Below are 19,683 nucleotides of genomic sequence, written 5' to 3' on the forward strand. Positions count from 1 at the left end.
ACCCTTACGGAGTATGCTGGCCGTGACGTCTTCCTCCTGCGGTTCTTCTTCCCTGTGGCACGATCTGGGTGATGATGCCGGTGCGTTCTGCGCCCGCCATGTCGGGCCGGATGCACATGACGTGGCGGGCATGCTGCGTGTGGTGGGAGCCGACACGCTTGATGCCCTGATGGCGCAGACCGTGCCGGGCAGCATCCGCCTCGATGGTGCGATGGGCCTGGGCGCGGGCGTGCCCGAGCATGTGGCGCTGGCGCGCCTGCGCGCGATCGCGGGTGAAAACCGCGTCCTGACATCACTGATCGGGCAGGGATATTACGATACGATCCTGCCCGGCGTGATCCAGCGCAACGTGCTGGAAAACCCGGCATGGTACACGGCCTATACTCCGTACCAGCCTGAAATCAGCCAGGGGCGGCTTGAAGCACTGCTCAATTTCCAGACCCTCGTCATGGAACTGACCGGGCTGGATGTGGCCAATGCGTCCCTGCTGGATGAGGGAACGGCCGCGGCCGAAGCCATGGCCATGGCCCGCCGTGTGGCGAAAAACAAAACCACGGCCTTTTTTGTCGATTCCGACTGCCATCCGCAGACTATTGCGGTCCTGCGCACCCGTGCCGAGCCGATGGGCTGGGAACTGGTGGTGGGCGATCCGGCAACCGATCTGGACCCGCAGGCGGTATTCGGCGCGCTGTTCCAGTATCCCGGCACGTCGGGCGCGCTGCGTGATCCGCGTGCATGGATTGAGGGGCTGCATGCGGCTGGCGCGATTGCCAGCATGTGCGCGGACCCGCTGGCGCTCCTGCTGGTGGAAAGCCCCGGTGCGCTGGGGGCCGACATCGCCGTGGGGTCCATGCAGCGTTATGGCATGCCGATGGGGGCTGGCGGTCCGCATGCGGCCTATATGGCGGTGCGCGATGCGTTCCGGCGCAACATTCCGGGGCGTATTGTCGGCGTGTCCATCGATTCGCGCGGGGAACCGGCATACCGTCTGGCGTTGCAGACGCGTGAGCAGCATATCCGCCGGGAAAAGGCGACATCCAATATCTGCACCGCGCAGGCGCTGCCCGCCATCGTATCGTCCATGTACGCGCTGTATCATGGACCGCAGGGGCTGAAGGCGATTGCCGGACGCATCCACCGCCTGACAGCCATCCTTGCGGCAGGGCTGCGGGCGCTGGGTGGCACGGTGGTCACGCAGGCGTTCTTTGATACGCTGACACTGCAAACCGGCGCGCAGACGGATGCGATCATGGCGCGCGCGCTGGATGCGGGCATGAACCTGCGTCGTGTTGATGATGCGCATATCGGCATAAGCCTTGACGAGACATCGACCCCCGATACCGTGCACGCCATCTGGGCCAGTGTCGGTGGGGAAGGGGTATCGGTTTCTGAAATCGAATCCGGCCTTGGCGATATCGCCCCCTCCATCCCGGCGGAGCTTGCGCGCAGGGGCGACCTGCTGACGCAGCCGATCTTTTCCGCCTGCCGGTCCGAAACCGACATGCTGCGCTACCTGCGCCGTCTGGCCGATCGTGACCTTGCGCTGGACCGTTCCATGATCCCGCTGGGGTCATGCACGATGAAGCTGAACGCCACGGCGGAAATGCTGCCGATCACATGGCCGGAATTCTGCAACATCCATCCCTTCGCGCCCGCTGACCAGATGCGCGGCTATGCCCGCCTGTTCATGGACCTGCAGCGCATGCTGTGCCAGATCAGCGGGTATGACGCCGTCTCCCTCCAGCCCAATTCCGGCGCGCAGGGCGAATTCGCCGGGCTTATGGCCATTCGGGGCTATCATCGCGCGCGGGGGGATATGGGGCGTGACGTATGCCTGATCCCGGCTTCCGCCCATGGCACGAACCCCGCTTCCGCGCAGATGGCGGGCATGCGGGTCGTGGTGGTGGCGTGTGATGCGCAGGGCAATGTTGATATCGACGATCTGAAAGCCCGGATCGCGAAACATGCCGACCAGCTTGCCGCCATCATGATCACCTATCCTTCCACCCATGGCGTGTTTGAGGAAAACGTGCGCGAGATCTGCGATCTGGTGCATGCCGCAGGCGGACAGGTCTATGTGGATGGCGCGAACCTGAATGCGCAGGTGGGGCTGGCGCAGCCGGGGCGCTACGGTGGCGATGTCAGCCATTTCAACCTGCACAAGACTTTCTGCATTCCCCATGGCGGCGGTGGTCCCGGCATGGGGCCGATCGGGGTGGGGGCGCATCTGGCACCCTACCTGCCCGGCGTGCCGCAGCAGGGCGGGGCGAATGCGATCTCGTCCGCGCCGTTCGGTTCGGCGGACGTGCTGCCCATTTCGTGGATGTACATGGTCATGATGGGCGATGCGGGGCTGAAGCGGGCTACCGAGGTCGCGATCCTGAACTCCAACTACATCGCGGCCCGCCTGTCCGGGCATTATCCGGTGCTGTATCAGGGTGCGAACGGGCGTGTTGCGCATGAATGCATCATCGACCTGCGTCCCATCAAGGACGAGACCGGGGTCACGGTGGACGATATCGCCAAGCGTCTGATCGACCATGGCTTCCATGCACCGACGGTCAGCTTTCCGGTTGCGGGCACGTTCATGATCGAACCGACCGAATCCGAAAGCCGGGCCGAACTGGACCGTTTCTGTGATGCGATGATCGCCATCCGCGCGGAAATCAACGCGGTGGAGAAGGGGGATCTGACGGTGGAGCAGAGCCCCCTGCGGCACGCCCCGCATACGGTGCGCGACCTGACCGATCCCGACTGGACGCGGGCATATGACCGCGCCGCCGCCTGCCTGCCCGGCGCGGTTGTGGCCGCCAGCAAATACTGGTCGCCCGTCAACCGGCTGGATAACGCATATGGGGACCGCAACCTTGTCTGTTCATGCCCCGACATCAGCACCTATGCCAGCTAGGAACTGATTGCGTCCCTCCGGTTCGTGTATATATCTGCAAGGATATAACAACACGACCGGAGCGGGGACTACCATGAACTGGGGCAGATGGAGTGTAGCCATGGGGGCGCTGGCATGGGGCCTGATGACCGGCGCCGCCGCCCCTGCCGCCAGCGCGCGCGACATTACCGACATGGCGGGCACGCCCTCATCCGTGCCGGATCATCCCGCCCGCATTGCCGATCTGTGGTTCGCCCATAATGAACTGGTGCTGATGCTGGGTGGCGCGCCCCAGATCGTCATGACCGTTGACCGCCCGCAGGCAAGGCCATGGATGTATCAGGTCTTTCCCGTTCTGTATCAGGCCCATGCGGTCAACGGCCCACAGGTCAATGCCGAAACCCTGCTGCGTGACAGGGTGGACCTTGTATTCGTGCCCGAAGCCTCCGCCACCATCGCGGCCTTTCGCGCGGTGGGGGTGCCGGTCCTTGTCTCATCCTTCCATGACAGCGACGGACTGCTGCGTGTCGTGGATATGACCGCCACCGCGCTGGGCACGGATACCGCCCGCGCCACGGCGGCGGCCTACCGTGCCATGATGCACGATACGGTGGACAGTATCCGCACCCGGCTTGCGGACCTGCCCGCTACGGCGCGTCCGCGCGTCGTGCATATCCAGTCGCTGCATCCGCTTCGGGTGGATGGGACGGACAGTATCGTGGATGAATGGATTACCCTTGCCGGTGGCGTGAACGCGGCGACGGGGATCAGCGGGAACATGAAACCGGTTTCTGCCGAACAGGTGGCGGCATGGAATCCCGATGTCATAATTCTTGGCCCCGATAGTGGCACGCTGGACCAGAATGCCGATGGTGGCGTGTGGCAGCGCATGACCGCCGTCCGGGCCGGACGGGTTTACCAGAATCCATCGGGTGTTTTCCCATGGGACCGTTACGGCAGCGAACTGCCGCTACAGATCCGCTGGGCGGCCAGAACCCTTCACCCTGACCGTTTCGCGGATGTGGACATGGTGGCCGTAACACGTGATTTCTACCGCACCTATTTCCATTACGACCTGAATGCGGGGGATGCCGCGCGCATTCTCGCAGCCCAGCCCCCGCAGGCAGCCCCGGACGGGAGCCGGTGATCCTGCGCATGCGTGCGTCAGTGGTCGGATGCCTGTGTTTTGCGGGATTGATCGTGGTGGCGATGGTATCAGCCTGCGTGGGGCGTTTTCCGCTGCACGCGGGGCAGGTGCTGCACGCGATGCTTGCGGCGGCAGGCATGAATCCCGGCCCGCCGCCACCGGATGCGGACATGGTGCATACCATCCTGTTCGGCGCGCGCCTGCCCCGTATCGGGGGGGCGATCTGTGTGGGCGCGGCGCTGTCGGTGGCGGGGGCGGCGTATCAGGCCGTGTTCCGTAACCCGCTGGTCTCCCCCGGTCTGCTGGGCGTGCTGGCGGGGTCCGGAACCGGTGCCGCACTGGGGATCGTATGGGGTGCGGGGCCTGCGGGGGTGGCGGGCCTGTCCTTTGTAGGGGGGCTGGCGGCCGTGGCGTTCGGGGTGGGGGTTGCGCATATGTTCGATGCGGCTTCCATGCTGATGCTGGTCTTTGGCGGGCTGATCAGTTCGGCGCTGTTCACCGCATTGCTGTCATTGCTCAAATACGTGGCGGACCCGCAGAACCAGTTGCCCGATATCGTATTCTGGCTGCTGGGCAGCCTGACGCAGGTGACGCCGCGCGCGCTGTCCGTGCTGGTGCTGCCGGTGCTGGCGGGGACCATGCTGCTGTCGGCCTGCGGGCGGATGCTGGACGGGCTGGCCATGGGGGACGAGGAGGCCCGTACCCTTGGCATTCCCGTCATGGCGCTGCGTTACGGGGTGATCGGCGGGGCTACGGTGCTGGCGGCGCTGACGGTGTCGGTCGCGGGCATGATCGGCTGGGTGGGGCTGGTGGTGCCGCATGTGGCGCGGCTGCTGGTGGGGCCATGCAATATGCGCGTACTGCCGGTCAGTGCGTGTATCGGGGCGATCTTCCTTCTGGTATGCGATGATCTGGCGCGCAGCCTGTCGGCGGAGGAAATACCAGTGGGCCTGATTGCCGATCTGCTGGGGGTTGTGGTGTTCGTATCGGTCCTGCCGCTGCTGCGGCGTGGATGGCGGGCATGAAGATTGATACGCCTGTGCTGCGTCTGGATCATGTGAGGTTCCGCCATGGCAGGCGTACGGTGCTGCATGACCTGTCCTTTGCAATCCATGCGGGTGAACTGACCGCGCTGCTGGGGCCGAACGGTGCCGGCAAGACCACGCTGCTACGCCTGATGCTGGGCCTTGTGCAGCCCGACACGGGGCAGGTCTGGCTGGATGGACGGCCCATGGCCGACTGGTCACGGCGCGAGGTCGCGCGGCGCATCGCCTATGTGCCGCAGGGGCATGTGCCGCTTTTTCCTTATACCGTGCGTGATATTGTCGGCATGGGCCGACTGGCGGAAACACCGTTTGCCCCATCGCTGCGGGCGACAGATTGCAGTGCGGTCGAACATGCCATGGCGGAACTGGCCATAACCCGGCTGGCCGGGCGGCCCTATACCGATCTGTCAGGCGGGGAACGGCAGGCCGTGCTGCTGGCGCGTGCGCTGGCGCAGGGGGCGCGGACCCTTATTCTGGATGAACCGGAAACCGGGCTGGACCATGGGCAGAAACAGCGCCTGTACGCTCTGCTGCGCAGGCTGGCGGAACAGGGCCATGCCGTGGTGGCGACAACACATGACCCGTTTCAGGCGGCACGGGTATTTGACCGCGCCGTGCTGCTGCGCGATGGCCGGATTGTGGGCGATGGCCCGGCAGAAACGGTATTATGCGCCGACATGGTGGACAGGCTTTACGCGCCCCACGGCCAGACGGCGATTTAATCCCTGATTCTGCTTTTGGGAAAGCGCCCCTTACCGGCTGGACGGGTTCATATCCACCCGCACGGCCTTGCCCGTGCGGTCGTAATACAGCACGGCGTTACCGCGTTTTTCGGCATAGCCGTCCGGTTCGCCGGATTTGGTCCAGAACAGCAGGCGGTTCAGGTCCGGCTGTTCCTTGATGACGTCGCCCTTGGGAATATAGCGGTACTGTCCGTAATCCATATGCAGACGCGGCAGCGGCGGGCGTTTGGAAAGCTGGTGCATGGTTGACTGGCGCTGCGAGGCCTCGCCGGGGTCTTCGTTACCGGCATCGGCATGGCCGGCATCAGCCCGCGCTACACCTGGTACCATAGCGGCGCAAAGCCACGCGGACAGCATCACGTGACGTAACCTGACTGACATAAGCGCCGACCTCTCCATCATTCCCAATCGCGGCCCACCATCCTCCTTTTCCCTGCGGGGCGCAATATCCGGTGCGCGGGCCGGGATTACTGGAAGGGAAGGTAACGGAAATCGAAGAAGATCTCGCTCAGGCTCGTGGTGGGCGCGCCCCCCATGCCCGCCCATGTATTGACGCGGGAATAGGCAAGCTGGGTCCCTGCCTGCACGGTGCCATACTGGCCATGGATGAAGCGGTACCACGCACCGATGGTGAACTCCTCCACCGAGCGGATGTTGGCGGTACAGTCGGTCGAGCCTTCGGTCCAGCAGCCCATGTTGGACGACATGGGGTTGCCATAACCATAAGCCTGTCCGCCTTCATCAAAGTAGCTGCGGCCCGAACGCTGCATGCCGAAATACCCGTAAACATCAATCAGCTTGTTCGGGTGCGCGATAACGCCAGCCGTGGTCTGGGCGCTTGACAGCAGGGCGGGCGCGCCATTGGGCTGCAATGTGGCGTCCGGCAGCAGAACGGAGCCATAACGGCCGATACCCCGGCCCGCCAGCCCCGTCAGCCGCACTTCCAGCCGGTGCGGGATGACCGGCAGGATCATTGATCCACCCGCGCCCCACGCAATGGCGGTATGGTTCTCGCCCACGCCATTGATGACGGAGCGGTCATGCGGGAAGTGGACGACGCCCTCGACTTCGTAATGGCCCCATTTCGGGTCCCATGCCAGCTTGCCGATCACGTCGGGCGCGATTTCGTTGGAGTAGTTGGTGGTCGCGCTGCTCAGCCCCACGCCATTGGAGCCGACCTTGGCGTAGCCACCGTTGGCAAGGGTGTATTCCCCATTGTCATCCGCGGCGGAAAATCCGGTCGTATCGTAGATCGTCGCCGGGTTTTCGATCGAGATGCCCGCCCACAGGCGATGCTGCATGAAATCCTTGACCGCGCGCACCTGCCACTGCCGCGACCATGTCTGCCCCGCGAGAATGGAGGATTCGATCGTTTCGGGCAGGCTTTCCTGTCGGGGGACGATGCCCACGCGGTCTGGTGTCAGCATGGTCCATGCCTGACCGATCAGGAAGTGCATGTTGGCGCGTGAATCGTCCAGCGTCAGGTAAGCCTGCCGCAGGCGTGGCACGTAGGAATTGCTTTCATACGGATTGGTGGTTTCGGCGCTGGCGCCAAAATCCGTTTCCACGAAGCCCGCCACCGTCAGGTGCGGGTTAAGCTGTCCCCGCGCCATGAGCGAGAAGCGCGAATACCGCGCATCGCCATTGAAATTGGTGGTGTGGTAATTCGAGCTGTTGCGGAAGGGAATGGCATTCCAGTAGTTGAAGATGCCTGATGAAACCTGCCGGTTTTCCACCAGCGCCGCAGCATCGAAGAAACCGCCGAGGATGATGGAAACCGGACCGAGGTGGAACACCTTGCTACCCAGCGCGCCTGCGGACTGCGCGCCCACCGTTTCGCGGTTGTGAGGGCCGACATTGTTGTTGGCCATGTGGGCGATCAGGTCTTCCTCGCGGTGGGCCACGACGGATTCATATGTCGGCTTGTCATCAAGCATCGGCATCGGGTCGGAATGCCCGCCGATATAGGGACGACCGACCGGCTCGCCCCCGTTGGCATGGGCTGCCGCGCCGCGCCCTTCAACCGGTGTCCAGCCGCCGTGGACATGACCACCTGACGCCGTTACCTGTAGCGGATGCGTGCCGCTTCCCCCCGACGTGCCGCCCAGATGGGCGCGATGCTGGGCGATCTGCTGGCGCATGGCCATGAGTTCATTCTGGAGCGACATCTGCTGCTGCTGCAGATGCTCCATCTGGCGTTCCATGATATCCAGCGATTCGGGGTCTTCATCACCCCATGCCAGCGGAATGGGCCCCAGTGCTGAACACAGCATCAGCATGCCGGCAAAACGGCCATGCCGGTTCGTAGAAAAAAACGGAATCCGCATTTAGTGTCAGGAGGCCCCCAAACAGGTGTTCTTCTATTTTATGTCAAAACATTTCCCATTCCATAGGTAAATGATAATTTCTTTTAATATACACGGATTTTATCGCCTGTGCTGTTTTGGTCACCCTGCACGCGGCAGTCTGCTACGGCATTATTTACGTAATGTTACACAACGTCAGGACGACGCGCGGTCATGGCATGGACGGCGTCGTGCCAGAACATGTCTTCGGGCGCGGGGGTGACGTTGCCATTGTCCACCGGGCCGAATCCGGCGCGCTGGAGCAGGACGGTCAGCATGCGGCGGCGGTCCCCTTCATCCAGCGCCTGCCACAGGGCGGTTGCCTTCTGCGGAATCAGACGCGTACCGAAGGTAATGACGATCAGGCCACCGGGTTGCAGCACGCGCGCGGCTTCACGAAAGACCTGTACCGGCTGGCGCAGGTAAGGCACCACATCGCACAGCAGGACGGCGTCCATGCTTTCATCGGCCAGGGGCAGGTCGGGGGTTTCGTTGATGTCGCTGACCACGCGGTCGGTCAGCCGTGAATTGCTGTCCAGCGCCTGCGCGTTGACGCCGATGCCGATCACGCTGTCGAATTCCATGTCCGTGGGCAGGTGGCTGTCGGGACCGGCCATAAGGTCAAGGATGTTGCCGTCTTCGGGCAGAAGGGTGCGGTACAGCGCCGTGATGGCCGTCTGCGCGCCCGCGTCCAGCATGGGACCGGCGGGGCGGCGGGAATAGAAGACCGTGTCGGACTCAGCCGATGCAGCGGTAAAGGATTGCGGGTGGAACCCGTGCAGGTCGTTCATGAATATGCCAGACAGTATGGAAGCAACAATGCCCTATGCGGTGGCCGGGCGTATCATGCCCCGCGCCGCATGGAACAGGAGAAAAGCATAATGGCCCGTATGATCCATTCCATGATCCGCGTGCGTGATGAAGCCGCGAGCGTGCGTTTCTATGACACGGCCTTTGGCCTGAAGGTAGCCGACCGGCTTGTTTTCGACAGCTTTACCCTTATCTACCTGTCCAATGCCGAACAGACATTCGAGCTGGAACTGACCGTAAACCATGACCGGACCACGCCGTACGACCTTGGCGACGGTTATGGCCATCTGGCCGTGTCGGTGGCGGATGTGGATGCGGAACATGCCCGGCTGGCGGCGGCTGGCCTGTCACCGCTTGCGGTAAAGGACATGTCGTGCGGCGCGCGGTTTGTGGGGCGGTTCTTCTTCATTACCGATCCCGATGGCTACCGGATCGAAGTGTTGCAGCGCGGCGCGCCGGGGCGTTTTCTCTGATCGGGCTTGCAAGCGCGCGCCCGTGGTGCCATCCCGCTCGCCAACGGGGGCGGGTGGGCGCTATACAGGACGGATGATGACCGGTTTTCTCAAGATGCACGGGCTGGGTAATGATTTCGTGGTGGTGGATGAACGCGTCCACCGCCATGACCTGACACCCGCCCGGATTGCCGCCCTGTGCGATCGCCATCAGGGCATAGGGTGCGACCAGTTCGTGACATTGCGCCCCGCCTGCGCGGAAGGGGCGGATGTGTTCGTGCGCTTCTTCAACGCCGATGGATCGGAATCCGGGGCGTGCGGCAATGCGTCGCGTTGCGTGGCCGACCTGCTGGCGCGCGAGACGGGACAGGAGCATGTCGGCCTGCAGACCCGTGCGGGCGTACTGCATGCAACGGTCGTGCGTCCCGGTCTGGTTACGGTGGATATGGGTGCGCCCGCGATGGGCTGGACTGATGTGCCGCTGGCGGAAGAACGCGATACGCTGCACCTGCCCATCGCAGGGGACCCTGCTGCGGTTTCCATGGGTAATCCGCATGCGACGTTCTTCCTGCCCGCCCCGGACAGCGTGGACCCGTCCGTGGCCGGGCCGGGACTGGAACATCATGCCCTGTTTCCCGAACGCGCCAATATCGGTTTCGCCCATGTCACGTCACGCGATGCGATGCGCCTGCGGGTATGGGAACGTGGCAGCGGACTGACGCTGGCCTGCGGTTCGGGCGCGTGCGCCGCCGTGGTCAACGCCGTGCGGCGCGGTCTGGTGGAGCGTACCTGCACCGTTACGATGGATGGCGGGGAACTGTGCATCACATGGCGTGAAAGCGACGGCCATGTGCTGATGACAGGCCCCGCCACGACCAGTTTCCAAGGCACGTTCAGCCCGGAAGATTATCCCCGATGAAGAAGCCGGACATCCTGACCTTCGGCTGCCGCCTCAATACCTATGAGAGCGAGGTGATGCGCGCGCACGCCGCCGGGCTGGATAATGTGGTGATCGTCAACACCTGCGCGGTCACGGGCGAGGCCGAGCGTCAGGCCCGGCAGGCCGTGCGCCGCGCCCACCGCGAGCGGCCCGATGCGCGCATCGTGGTCACCGGCTGTGCCGCCCAGATCGACCCGGACCGCTGGGCCGCACTGCCCGGCGTGACGCGCGTGCTGGGCAACCGCGAAAAGCTGGATGCCGCAAGCTGGAGCGAACTGGCGCTGGGGCAGGGCAATGCCGTGTCCGACATCATGGCCGCACGCGAAACGGCCCCCCATCTCGTGACCGAATTCGCGGGCCGCACCCGCGCGTTTGTGGAAGTGCAGCAGGGCTGTGACCACCGCTGCACCTTCTGCATCATTCCCTTCGGTCGCGGGCCGTCACGCTCCGTTCCCGTTGGTGTGGTGGTGGAACAGGTGCGCACGCTGGTACAGGCCGGTTATCGGGAAGTGGTGCTGACGGGTGTGGACATCACATCCTGGGGTGGGGATCTGCCGGGGCGGCCGATGCTGGGGCAGTTGTGCCGCAGGCTGCTGGCGCTGGTGCCCGAACTGGAACGGCTGCGGCTGTCATCGGTTGATCCGGTCGAGATTGACGAGGATATCTGGAAGCTTCTGGAAAACGAGCCGCGTTTCATGCCCTATCTGCACCTTTCGCTGCAGGCGGGGTGTGACATCATCCTCAAGCGCATGAAGCGCCGCCATCTTACGGCGGATGTGGCCGCAGTCGTGGCGCGCGCGCGGCAGTTGCGGCCCGATATCGGCATCGGGGCGGACATCATCGCCGGTTTCCCGACCGAGGATGAGGACCTGTTTGGCCAGACACTCGATTTTGTGCGCGATAACGCGCTGCCTTACCTGCATGTCTTCCCCTATAGTGAGCGACCGGGCACGCCGGCGGCCCGCATGCCCGCCATAGCGGTAAGCGAACGCAAGGCGCGCGCGGCCCGCCTGCGTGATGCGGGGGCGCAGGCCGCCCATGATTTTCATACCCGCCTGATCGGGCGCACGCTGCGCGTTCTGATGGAAACGGACACGGCTGGACATTCCGAGGAATTTGCCCCGGTAAGGCTGGCGGACGGCGCGGTATCCGCAGCCGGGCGGATCGAGACGGTGCGCCCGGTGGCGGTTGACGATAACGGACTGGTTGCGGAAATTCTCTGATATGGCTCTTGGCTTCTTTTCACGTCTCAAGGCGGGGCTGTCGCGCTCCACACAGAAACTCAGCGGTGGCATCGCCTCCGTCTTCACCCGGCGCAAGCTTGACGATCAGGCGCTGGAGGAACTTGAGGACCTGCTGATTTCCGCCGATCTTGGTCCCAGCGTCGCGGAAAAGGTGATTGAGTCCTTCCGCCGCTCCAAATTCGGCAAGGAAGTGACGGATGAGGAAGTGCGCGAGGCGCTGGCCGATGAGATCGCCCAGATCCTGCAACCCGTAGCCATCCCGTTTGAACCCGATCCCGAACGCAAGCCGCATGTTGTGCTGGTGGTGGGCGTGAACGGCACGGGCAAGACCACCACCATCGGCAAGATGGCCCGCTTCTATGGCGAGCAGGGCAAGAAGGTGATGATGGTCGCGGGCGATACCTTCCGCGCCGCCGCGGTCGAGCAGTTGCAGGTATGGGGTGAACGCACGGGTGCGCCCGTCATTGCGGGCAAGCCCAATGCCGATGCGGCGGGACTGGCGTTCGAGGCCCTCAAGCGCGCCACGGCAGAAAAGGCCGATCTGCTTCTGGTCGATACCGCCGGGCGCCTGCACAATAAAAGCGCGCTGATGGAGGAACTGGCCAAGATCATCCGCGTCATGCGCAAGTTTGACGAAACGGCGCCCCATTCCGTGCTGCTGGTGCTGGATGCCACCACCGGTCAGAACGCGGTGGAGCAGGTGCGGGTGTTCAAGGAACTGGTCAATGTGACCGGGCTGGTCGTGACCAAGCTTGATGGTTCGGCCCGTGGCGGCATTGTGGTGGCGCTGGCTGATGCATTCGGCCTGCCGGTCCATCTGGTCGGGGTGGGAGAACAGGTGGAGGACCTGCGTCCCTTCTCGGCGGAGGCTTTCGCCCACGGGCTGGTCGGTGACTCCATCAAGGTGATCGAGCGTGAGGATGCTCTGGCGGAGGGGGCTGAAAATACGGCGTCCCCCACGCCTGAAGATCACGGCGCGCAGCCGGGCTGACCCTTCCGTCCGCATCCTGTCGCCGCAGGGGCGGGTGCAAAGCCTTCAGGCGCGCAGGAAGGCAGGGGATTTTGCTTTATTTAACCCGGTGCGCGGTCCGTGCCCGCTGACAGGAAAAAGCAGTGACCATATCGCAGTCCCTTCTATCATTCGCGCTGGCGGCCGTCATTCTGGTCATAACGCCGGGTCTGGACACGGCGCTTGTCCTGCGCACGGCAACGGGGGCAGGACGGGAGCGGGCGATTGAAGCCGCGCTGGGCATTACCTGTGGCTGTCTGGCATGGGGACTGGCCGCCGCCACGGGGCTGGGCGCGCTGTTGCAGGCATCACGTTTCGCCTTTGACGTAATCCGCGTTGTCGGTGCGGTTTACCTGTTATGGGCGGGGGTGAAAATGCTTCTGCGCCCGCGCGGTGAAGTGCTCGCGCCCGCAGGGGAACAGGACGCCGTCCCCCATCGGGGATATTTTCTGAAGGGGCTGTTCCAGAACCTTCTCAACCCGAAGATCGGCGTATTCTATATCTCCTTCCTGCCACAGTTCGTGCCGGGCAATGTGCAGGTCGGTCCCTATCTTTTCATGCTGTCGGGGTTGCAGTCGGTGCTGAGTTTTACGTGGCTCATTTCCGTGGCCTTCATGGGGCATTCGCTTGCCCGCCTGCTGCGGCGGGAGGCGGCGGCCCGGTTCATGGACCGTCTCACAGGCTGCGTGTTTATCGGCTTCGGTCTCCGGCTGGGCTTTTCCAGAAGCTGAAAACAGAAAAGGGACCACCTTGCGATGGTCCCTTTTTTATTGAAACGCTGGCGCGAGATCAGATCGGCAGCGCACGCTCGAAAATGTTTTCCAGCGCCATGATACCGGGCAGCGTCTTGCCTTCCAGCCATTCAAGGAAGGCCCCGCCTGCGCTGGAGATGTAGGAGATATGCCCCTCCACCCCCGCATGACGCAGGGCGGAGACCGTATCGCCACCACCGGCCACGCTTTTCAGAACGCCCGCATCGGTCAGTCTGGCCACTTCGCGCGCAACCGCATTGGTCGCGGCATCGAAGGGCGTGATCTCGAACGCGCCCAGCGGGCCGTTCCAGACCAGCGTCTTCAGCGTCGCGATTTTCGTGCAGATCAGCTTCACCGTCTCCGGTCCCACGTCCAGCATCATCGCATCGGTAGGGATGGCGCTGACCGGCACGATCCGGGTGGGAACATCGGCCTGAAAGTCGGTTGCGGTCACCGCATCGACCGGCAGGACGATCTCGCATCCCCTGTCATGGGCCTTGGCCATGATCGCGCGCGCGGTGTCGTGCATGTCCGCTTCCTGCAGCGAACGCCCCACATCAACGCCCTGCGCGGCCAGGAACGTATTGGCCATTGCACCACCGATAATCAGCATGTCCACCTTTTCAAGCAGGTTGCCGATCAGGTCTAGCTTGGTGGAGATCTTGGAACCACCCACGATTGCGCCAACGGGGCGCTCGGGGTTTTCCAGCGCGATGTTCAGCGCGTTGAGTTCCGTCTCCATAAGCCGTCCGGCGAAGGAGGGCAGAAGCCGGGCCACCCCTTCGGTCGAGGCATGGGCGCGGTGTGCCGCGGAAAACGCATCGTTGACGTAACAGTCCGCCAGTGCGGCGAAGGCCTTGGCCAGTTCGGGGTCGTTCTGTTCCTCACCCGGATAGAAGCGGGTGTTTTCCAGAACCACCACATCGCCGTTCTGCATGCTGTCCACCGCCTTTTGCGCGGCAGGGCCGATGCAGTCATCGACGAACGTGACCGGACGGCCCAGCGCATCGCCCAGCGCATCGGCAATCGGACCGAGCGACAGGGCGGGAACGCGCTGGCCCCTGGGGCGGTCGAAGTGACTGACGACAATCACCTTCGCACCCTTCTGCGCCAGTTCCTGTATGGTGGGCAGCAGGCGCAGGATGCGCGTGGCGTCGGTGATCTGCCTGTCCCGCACGGGAACATTCAGGTCAGCGCGCAGGAGCACCTTCTTGCCGGCGGCATCAAGGTGATCGAGCGTCTTGAAGGCGATGGTGGCCATTACAATGCTCCGAATACGGCAGCCGTATCGGCCATGCGGTTGGAGAAGCCCCACTCGTTGTCATACCAGCTGCAGATGCGCACAAGCCTGCCGCCATCGATCACGGCCGTCTGGGTCGCGTCAAAGGTGGACGAGGCGGGGGAGTGGTTGAAATCCGTGCTGACCAGCGGCGCGGTGTTATAGGCCAGGATGCCCTTCAGCGGCCCGGACTCGGACGCCTTGCGCAGGGCTTCGTTCACTTCCTCGACCGAGGCCGGCGCCTTTGTCGGCACGAAGTCGAGCGAGACGAGCGAGACGTTGGGCGTGGGAACGCGGATGGCGGTGCCATCAAGCTTGCCCTTCAGGTGCGGCAGGACCAGACCCACCGCGCGCGCGGCGCCGGTGGAGGTCGGGATCATGTTCAGCGCCGCCCCGCGTGCGCGGCGCAGGTCCTTGTGCAGGGTATCAACCGTGCGCTGGTCGCCGGTGTAGGAATGAATGGTGACCATGTAGCCGCATTCGATGCCGAACGTATCGTCCAGCACCTTCGCCACGGGGGCAAGGCAGTTGGTGGTGCATGATGCGTTGGAGATAACCGTCATGTCCGGTGTCAGGACATCCTGGTTCACGCCATAAACGATGGTCGCATCCACGCCCGAAGCAGGGGCGGAGACGATCACCTTGCGCGCGCCGGCGGTAATGAGCTGCGCGGCCTTTTCCTTGTCGGTGAAGCGGCCGGTGCATTCCAGCGCCACGTCCACCCCCTGGAAGGGAACCCGGATGGGGTCGGCCTCGGCCGAGACGGTGATCGGGGCATAGGTGCGGCCATTGGCGGTGATGAGGATCTTGTCGCCCTCCACCTTCACATCGGCGGGGAAGCGGCCGTGCACGCTGTCATAGGACAGCAGGTGTGCGTTGTCTGCCACGCTGCCCAGGTCATTGATGGCGACAGGCACCACATCGGTGCGGCCGCTTTCAATAATGCCGCGCAGCACGAGGCGACCGATGCGACCGAAACCGTTTATTGCGACTTTGACAGCCATTTTCTTATTTTCTCCGTAAAGGTCAGACATTTCACACACAGGCATCGACCGATGCCATTCCGGGCGGGGCCGCGCCGTTTCCTCCCGCGGTCTGCATCGTGGCTTCGGACAGGCGGCGCACCAGCCGCATGGCGTCGCGGCAGATCCGTTCGGGCGTGATGTCCGCCGCGCTGTCCGGCCGGTCGGGGGCTGGGGTGGCCCCGAACCCGTCAATACCGACGAACAGCCCGTCGGGGCCAAGCCATCGTTCCCATCCAAAACCCGAAGCGGCCTCTATCCCGATCCGGGGTGCTGTCCCCAGCACCGCATTACGATACGTCATTTTTTGGGCGGCGAACAGTTCCCAGCACGGAAGCGACACCACGGCTGCCTCCATCCCCGCCTCCTTCAGCAGTCTGCGCGCCTTCAGCGCCAGGATCACCTCATGCCCGGTGGCGACCAGCGTGACCTGACGGGCATGTTCGGCTTCGGCCACAACATAACCCCCACGGGCGCACAGATTGGTCAGTCCATACTGTTCACGTTCATGTGCGGAGCATGAAATGGCGGATTCCAGTGTCAGCAGGCTCGGCCCGTTCGTGCGGCGTAAGGCCAGTTCCATGCATTCCATGGTCTCCCGGTGATCGGCGGGGCGGAAGACCATCATGTTGGGCATGGCGCGCAGGCTGGCAAGCTGTTCCACGGGCTGCCAGCCGCCCGCGCTTTCGCCCCGGTGCAGGTCGTCGTCGGTCAGCAGGTAGATGACCTGCTGGTCCGTCATTGCGGCGTAGCGCAGGGCGGGGCGCATGCGGTCCACGGCGATGATGGTCGAAGCCCCGCAGGCCAGCAGCCCGCCATGCATGGCGATGCCATTGAGCAGTGCCGCCATGCCATTGACCTGCGTGCCGCATGACTGGTCCGCTTCGGCCCCGGCGCGGCGGACGGACAGATCGGCCATGATGCCCTGCCGTGAACGCAGGCAGGTCAGTTCGGGCAGCAGTTCATGCAGTGTCTCGAGCCCGCGCCGGGCGGCAACGGGTGGTGCGGGGCGGCCTGTTCCGCTTCCGTCACGCCATGAACGCTGCCAGTCCTGCTGCCAGAAGGCGGGGCGCTGGTTGTGCGCCATGCGTTCGAATTCGGTTTTCTGCCGGTCCTTGAGCAGCCTGCGCAGCCATGACCGCCGTGCGCTCGCTCCCCGTCGCGCCGCCCCTGCCCACAGGCCCGGATCATCAATGACGGCGGGGGAGGACGCGGGTTCAGGTGTGGCGACGCATGCGATCAGGCAGGGTTTATGGGTACGCTGCGATGATGCGATGGCGGCTGCGATCTGTTCGGCGTTGCAGGCATCCACCTTGCGCACCGACCACCCCGATGCGCTGTAGCGCGGCAGGATGGCCTCCACCTGCGGACGTTCGCTTTCCCACAGCCCGACTACCAGCGTTACCCGGTCAAGACCAAGCTGCCCCGCCAGTGCGGCACTTTCCAGCGCTACGCCGGTGGACAGTTCCGTCCAGCAGCCAACGGCCCATACCCGATGGTTGACGACCGACCGGCCAAAACGTGCCGCCAGCTTCTGTTCGGCCAGCGCCATGCCGATGGCAGCACCCAGCCCCTGCCCGTTGGGGCCGCAGGCCTGCCGTTCACTGGCCCGTGCGTTCGGGGCGGTCGGGCGGGGCGCCTGTCCCGACAGTTCGGCCATGATGCCGGGCAGCACGCGGTAAGGCGGGGATGAAACGATGAAGCGGTCCCGGTCCGGCCATTCGGGGCTGGCGGGATCGAAACGCAGGAAGCGACTCCATAACACGGCGCAGAAACCGGCCATGACCCGCGCCTGCGGGGCGTAGCGGGGGTCGGTTTCATGAATGGTGACCGCATGGCGGATGGCCGTCGCCAGCCGGTCGGGCATGCCGGTGGCAGCAGCCAGATCAGTGGGCAGGGATGCGGTGGCGTGGTCTTTTGGCATTTGGCGTCGTCCATATGTGCGGCATGGGCGGTGGGGGCGCGCCTGCAATGACTACCGTTGCGCGCGCGCGGCGGCAACATTGCCGCGTTGTTCCACTATGCCCGGCGGGGGGGATACTGTATCGGTAAGGGGCCATGACCCGTCCGTTCCGCCGCCCTGCCTGCCGTGCCATCCTGCTCGCCGTCCTGTGCGTGCCGGTGATGGGCGGATGCACGCTGGTCAGCCAGAAAACGTTCGACCGTCATGCCGGGGACCCGCCCAGACTGCCCCAGACGCCACCGCCACCCGTACCCGGTCCAGACAGCCCGGCGCTGGTCACGATCACGGCGGGCACGCCCGATACGCAGTGGAAGCCCATTGTCAGGGCTGCGGTGATGGATGCGCTGTCACGCAAGCCCAATGCCCTGTTTACGGTCGTGGTCGATGTGCCCGCCAATGCCGCGGGCGCTCCGCCGGACATGCGGCAGGGGACAGTCGCTGACGGACAGCCCGTGCTGCAGGCGGTCATGGATGCGGGTGCTGGCAGCGCGCAGACGGAACTGGACGCGCGCAGTGTCTCCCCCACAGGCGCAACCCAGATCTGCATTTACGTGCAGTAGTCCAATGCGGTTTTGCAATTCCTGCTTCCGTCATGCCATAAAGGCAGCCCTGACGCCGGTTAACCGCCGCCGATAGCGCGCCCTGCGCAAGGGAATGGAACCACCGGGTATGGCCATCCGGATGGCGACCGAAATGAATGAAGGCCCCGCAGGCGTATCCGGGGTGTACATGGAGAAAAACAGCAGTGTCCAGTAATCATGTGGATGGGCATCCGTTCTTCCGGTTCTGCCGGACGGCGCTGGAGGACATCCGCGCACAGGGTCGATACCGGCAGTTCACGCCACTGGCGCGTCAGGCCGAACGCTATCCCCTGTATGACCAGCCGGAAACCGTAGCCACCCCGTCAACCCCGGCCTGCGCGCGGGACCGGGAAGTGGTGGTCTGGTCTTCCAACGATTATCTGGGCATGGGGGTCGAGCCGGTGGTGGTCGAAGCCGCCATCCAGGCCATCCATGAACATGGCGCCGGTGCCGGTGGCACGCGCAACATCGCGGGCACCAGTCCGCTGCATACCGCGATCGAAGCTGAACTGGCCGACCTGCATGGCAAGGAAGCCGGGCTTCTGTTCGTGTCCGGTTACGTCTCCAATCAGGCCACGCTCCAGACCATCCTGAGCAGCATGCCCGGCTGGATATGTTTTTCGGACCGGCTGAACCATGCCTCCATGATCGCGGGCATCAAGGGCGCGCGCGGGTCCAGCACCGTCATTTTCGAACATAACGATCTGGCAGACCTTGAGGCCAAGCTGGCGGCGGCCCCGAAGGACGCGCCCAAGCTGATCGCGTTCGAGAGCGTGTATTCCATGGATGGCGACATCTCCGACATCGCCGGGACATGCGCGCTGGCCCGTAAATACGGGGCCATGACCTATCTGGACGAAGTGCATGCCGTGGGCCTGTATGGCGAACAGGGCGGTGGCGTGTCGCAGCGTGATGGCGTGGCCGATCAGGTCGATATTATCGAAGGCACGCTGGCCAAGGGTTTTGGCGTGCATGGCGGCTACATCACCGCGACCAGCAATATCGTGGAATACCTGCGGCTTTCGGCTTCGGGCTTCATCTTCACCACATCCCTGCCGCCTGCCGTGGTGGCGGCGGCGCTGGCCAGCGTGAAGCAGGTGCGCAAGGATGGCTGGCGGCGTGAACGCATGTTCGAGCGCGTGAACACCTTCCGCGACAAGCTGCGCAAGGCGGGCATTCCCTTTACCATGACGCCCAGCCATATCGTGCCGATCCCCGTATGCGACGCGCAGCGTTGCCGCGAACTGAGCGACCGGCTGCTGAGCGATTACAATATCTACGCAACACCCATCAATTATCCCACCGTGCCGCGCGGGACCGAACGCCTGCGCCTGACGCCGGGGCCGTTCCACACGGATGCGATGATGGACGAGATGGTTACCGCCCTGAGCCATCTGCTGCGGCTTAATGACCTGACGGAACAGCCCGTACCGGCCATGGCCTGAACGGCGCTGCGCTTCACC

Annotated in this window: 17 protein-coding genes; 11 read left to right on the forward strand and 6 right to left on the reverse strand. The window is 64.1% G+C overall.

Features of this window, described 5'->3' with window-relative positions:
- Positions 1-13: 13 nt before the first annotated feature.
- The 4 genes from gcvP to ACBR42_RS00475 all read left to right on the forward strand — a co-directional run bounded on the left by gcvP (position 14) and on the right by ACBR42_RS00475 (position 5,802).
- Complete coding sequence (gene gcvP, locus ACBR42_RS00460) at positions 14-2,908, forward strand: aminomethyl-transferring glycine dehydrogenase (RefSeq protein ID WP_371207027.1); 2,895 nt, start codon at positions 14-16, stop codon at positions 2,906-2,908.
- A gap of 73 nt (positions 2,909-2,981) precedes the next feature.
- A complete protein-coding gene (locus tag ACBR42_RS00465) occupies positions 2,982-4,034 on the forward strand; it encodes an ABC transporter substrate-binding protein (RefSeq protein ID WP_371207028.1) in 1,053 nt (350 codons plus the stop codon).
- 8 nt (positions 4,035-4,042) lie between these two features.
- Positions 4,043-5,059, forward strand: a complete 1,017-nt coding sequence (locus ACBR42_RS00470; protein WP_371207029.1) for a FecCD family ABC transporter permease — start codon at positions 4,043-4,045, stop codon at positions 5,057-5,059.
- Entirely contained in the window at positions 5,056-5,802 is a 747-nt protein-coding gene (locus ACBR42_RS00475; RefSeq protein WP_371207030.1) for an ABC transporter ATP-binding protein, read from the forward strand. Before ACBR42_RS00470 ends, ACBR42_RS00475 begins: the two co-directional genes overlap by 4 nt.
- 30 nt (positions 5,803-5,832) lie before the next feature.
- On the opposite strand, the gene ACBR42_RS00480 is transcribed toward ACBR42_RS00475, so the two are convergent.
- The 3 genes from ACBR42_RS00480 to ACBR42_RS00490 form a co-directional block, all read right to left on the reverse strand.
- Positions 5,833-6,153 (reverse strand): hypothetical protein, encoded by a 321-nt coding sequence (locus ACBR42_RS00480; RefSeq protein WP_110546983.1) that lies wholly within the window; start codon positions 6,151-6,153, stop codon positions 5,833-5,835.
- A gap of 137 nt (positions 6,154-6,290) precedes the next feature.
- Complete coding sequence (locus ACBR42_RS00485) at positions 6,291-8,150, reverse strand: hypothetical protein (protein WP_371207031.1); 1,860 nt, start codon at positions 8,148-8,150, stop codon at positions 6,291-6,293.
- A 164-nt stretch (positions 8,151-8,314) separates the two neighbouring features.
- Entirely contained in the window at positions 8,315-8,959 is a 645-nt protein-coding gene (locus tag ACBR42_RS00490; protein WP_132305585.1) for a class I SAM-dependent methyltransferase, read from the reverse strand.
- 90 nt (positions 8,960-9,049) lie between these two features.
- On the opposite strand from ACBR42_RS00490, the gene ACBR42_RS00495 reads away from it, so the two are divergent.
- The 5 genes from ACBR42_RS00495 (at position 9,050) to ACBR42_RS00515 (ending at position 13,354) form a co-directional block, all read left to right on the forward strand.
- On the forward strand, positions 9,050-9,451 hold the full coding sequence (locus tag ACBR42_RS00495) for a VOC family protein (RefSeq protein ID WP_102324847.1): 402 nt from the start codon (positions 9,050-9,052) through the stop codon (positions 9,449-9,451).
- A gap of 73 nt (positions 9,452-9,524) precedes the next feature.
- Positions 9,525-10,349 (forward strand): diaminopimelate epimerase, encoded by an 825-nt coding sequence (gene dapF / locus ACBR42_RS00500; RefSeq protein ID WP_371207032.1) that lies wholly within the window; start codon positions 9,525-9,527, stop codon positions 10,347-10,349.
- Positions 10,346-11,593 carry a tRNA (N(6)-L-threonylcarbamoyladenosine(37)-C(2))-methylthiotransferase MtaB gene (mtaB, locus tag ACBR42_RS00505; protein WP_110546930.1) on the forward strand — a complete coding sequence of 416 codons (1,248 nt, stop codon included), beginning with the start codon at positions 10,346-10,348 and terminating at the stop codon, positions 11,591-11,593. The genes dapF and mtaB overlap by 4 nt, the downstream gene beginning before the upstream one ends.
- A gap of 1 nt (position 11,594) precedes the next feature.
- On the forward strand, positions 11,595-12,605 hold the full coding sequence (gene ftsY, locus ACBR42_RS00510) for a signal recognition particle-docking protein FtsY (protein WP_371207033.1): 1,011 nt from the start codon (positions 11,595-11,597) through the stop codon (positions 12,603-12,605).
- A 122-nt stretch (positions 12,606-12,727) separates the two neighbouring features.
- On the forward strand, positions 12,728-13,354 hold the full coding sequence (locus ACBR42_RS00515; protein WP_118962489.1) for a LysE family translocator: 627 nt from the start codon (positions 12,728-12,730) through the stop codon (positions 13,352-13,354).
- Positions 13,355-13,412: 58 nt separating this feature from the next.
- On the opposite strand, the gene ACBR42_RS00520 is transcribed toward ACBR42_RS00515, so the two are convergent.
- From ACBR42_RS00520 to ACBR42_RS00530, 3 genes are read right to left on the reverse strand one after another with little or no spacing between them, the layout of a single operon-like run.
- Entirely contained in the window at positions 13,413-14,636 is a 1,224-nt protein-coding gene (locus ACBR42_RS00520) for a phosphoglycerate kinase (RefSeq protein ID WP_371207037.1), read from the reverse strand.
- Positions 14,636-15,658 carry a type I glyceraldehyde-3-phosphate dehydrogenase gene (gap, locus tag ACBR42_RS00525; RefSeq protein ID WP_102324691.1) on the reverse strand — a complete coding sequence of 341 codons (1,023 nt, stop codon included), beginning with the start codon at positions 15,656-15,658 and terminating at the stop codon, positions 14,636-14,638. Before gap ends, ACBR42_RS00520 begins: the two co-directional genes overlap by 1 nt.
- Before the next feature lie 31 nt (positions 15,659-15,689).
- Positions 15,690-17,600: a transketolase-like TK C-terminal-containing protein gene (locus tag ACBR42_RS00530; RefSeq protein ID WP_371207038.1), complete on the reverse strand. Its 1,911-nt coding sequence runs from the start codon at positions 17,598-17,600 to the stop codon at positions 15,690-15,692.
- Between the two features lie 134 nt (positions 17,601-17,734).
- On the opposite strand from ACBR42_RS00530, the gene ACBR42_RS00535 reads away from it, so the two are divergent.
- Positions 17,735-18,199 carry a hypothetical protein gene (locus tag ACBR42_RS00535; protein WP_102324689.1) on the forward strand — a complete coding sequence of 155 codons (465 nt, stop codon included), beginning with the start codon at positions 17,735-17,737 and terminating at the stop codon, positions 18,197-18,199.
- A 200-nt stretch (positions 18,200-18,399) separates the two neighbouring features.
- Complete coding sequence (gene hemA / locus ACBR42_RS00540; protein WP_102324846.1) at positions 18,400-19,665, forward strand: 5-aminolevulinate synthase; 1,266 nt, start codon at positions 18,400-18,402, stop codon at positions 19,663-19,665.
- Positions 19,666-19,683 lie beyond the last annotated feature (18 nt).

Source organism: Komagataeibacter sp. SM21, from assembly GCF_041402665.1.
In the GTDB taxonomy this organism is placed as follows: domain Bacteria; phylum Pseudomonadota; class Alphaproteobacteria; order Acetobacterales; family Acetobacteraceae; genus Komagataeibacter; species Komagataeibacter saccharivorans.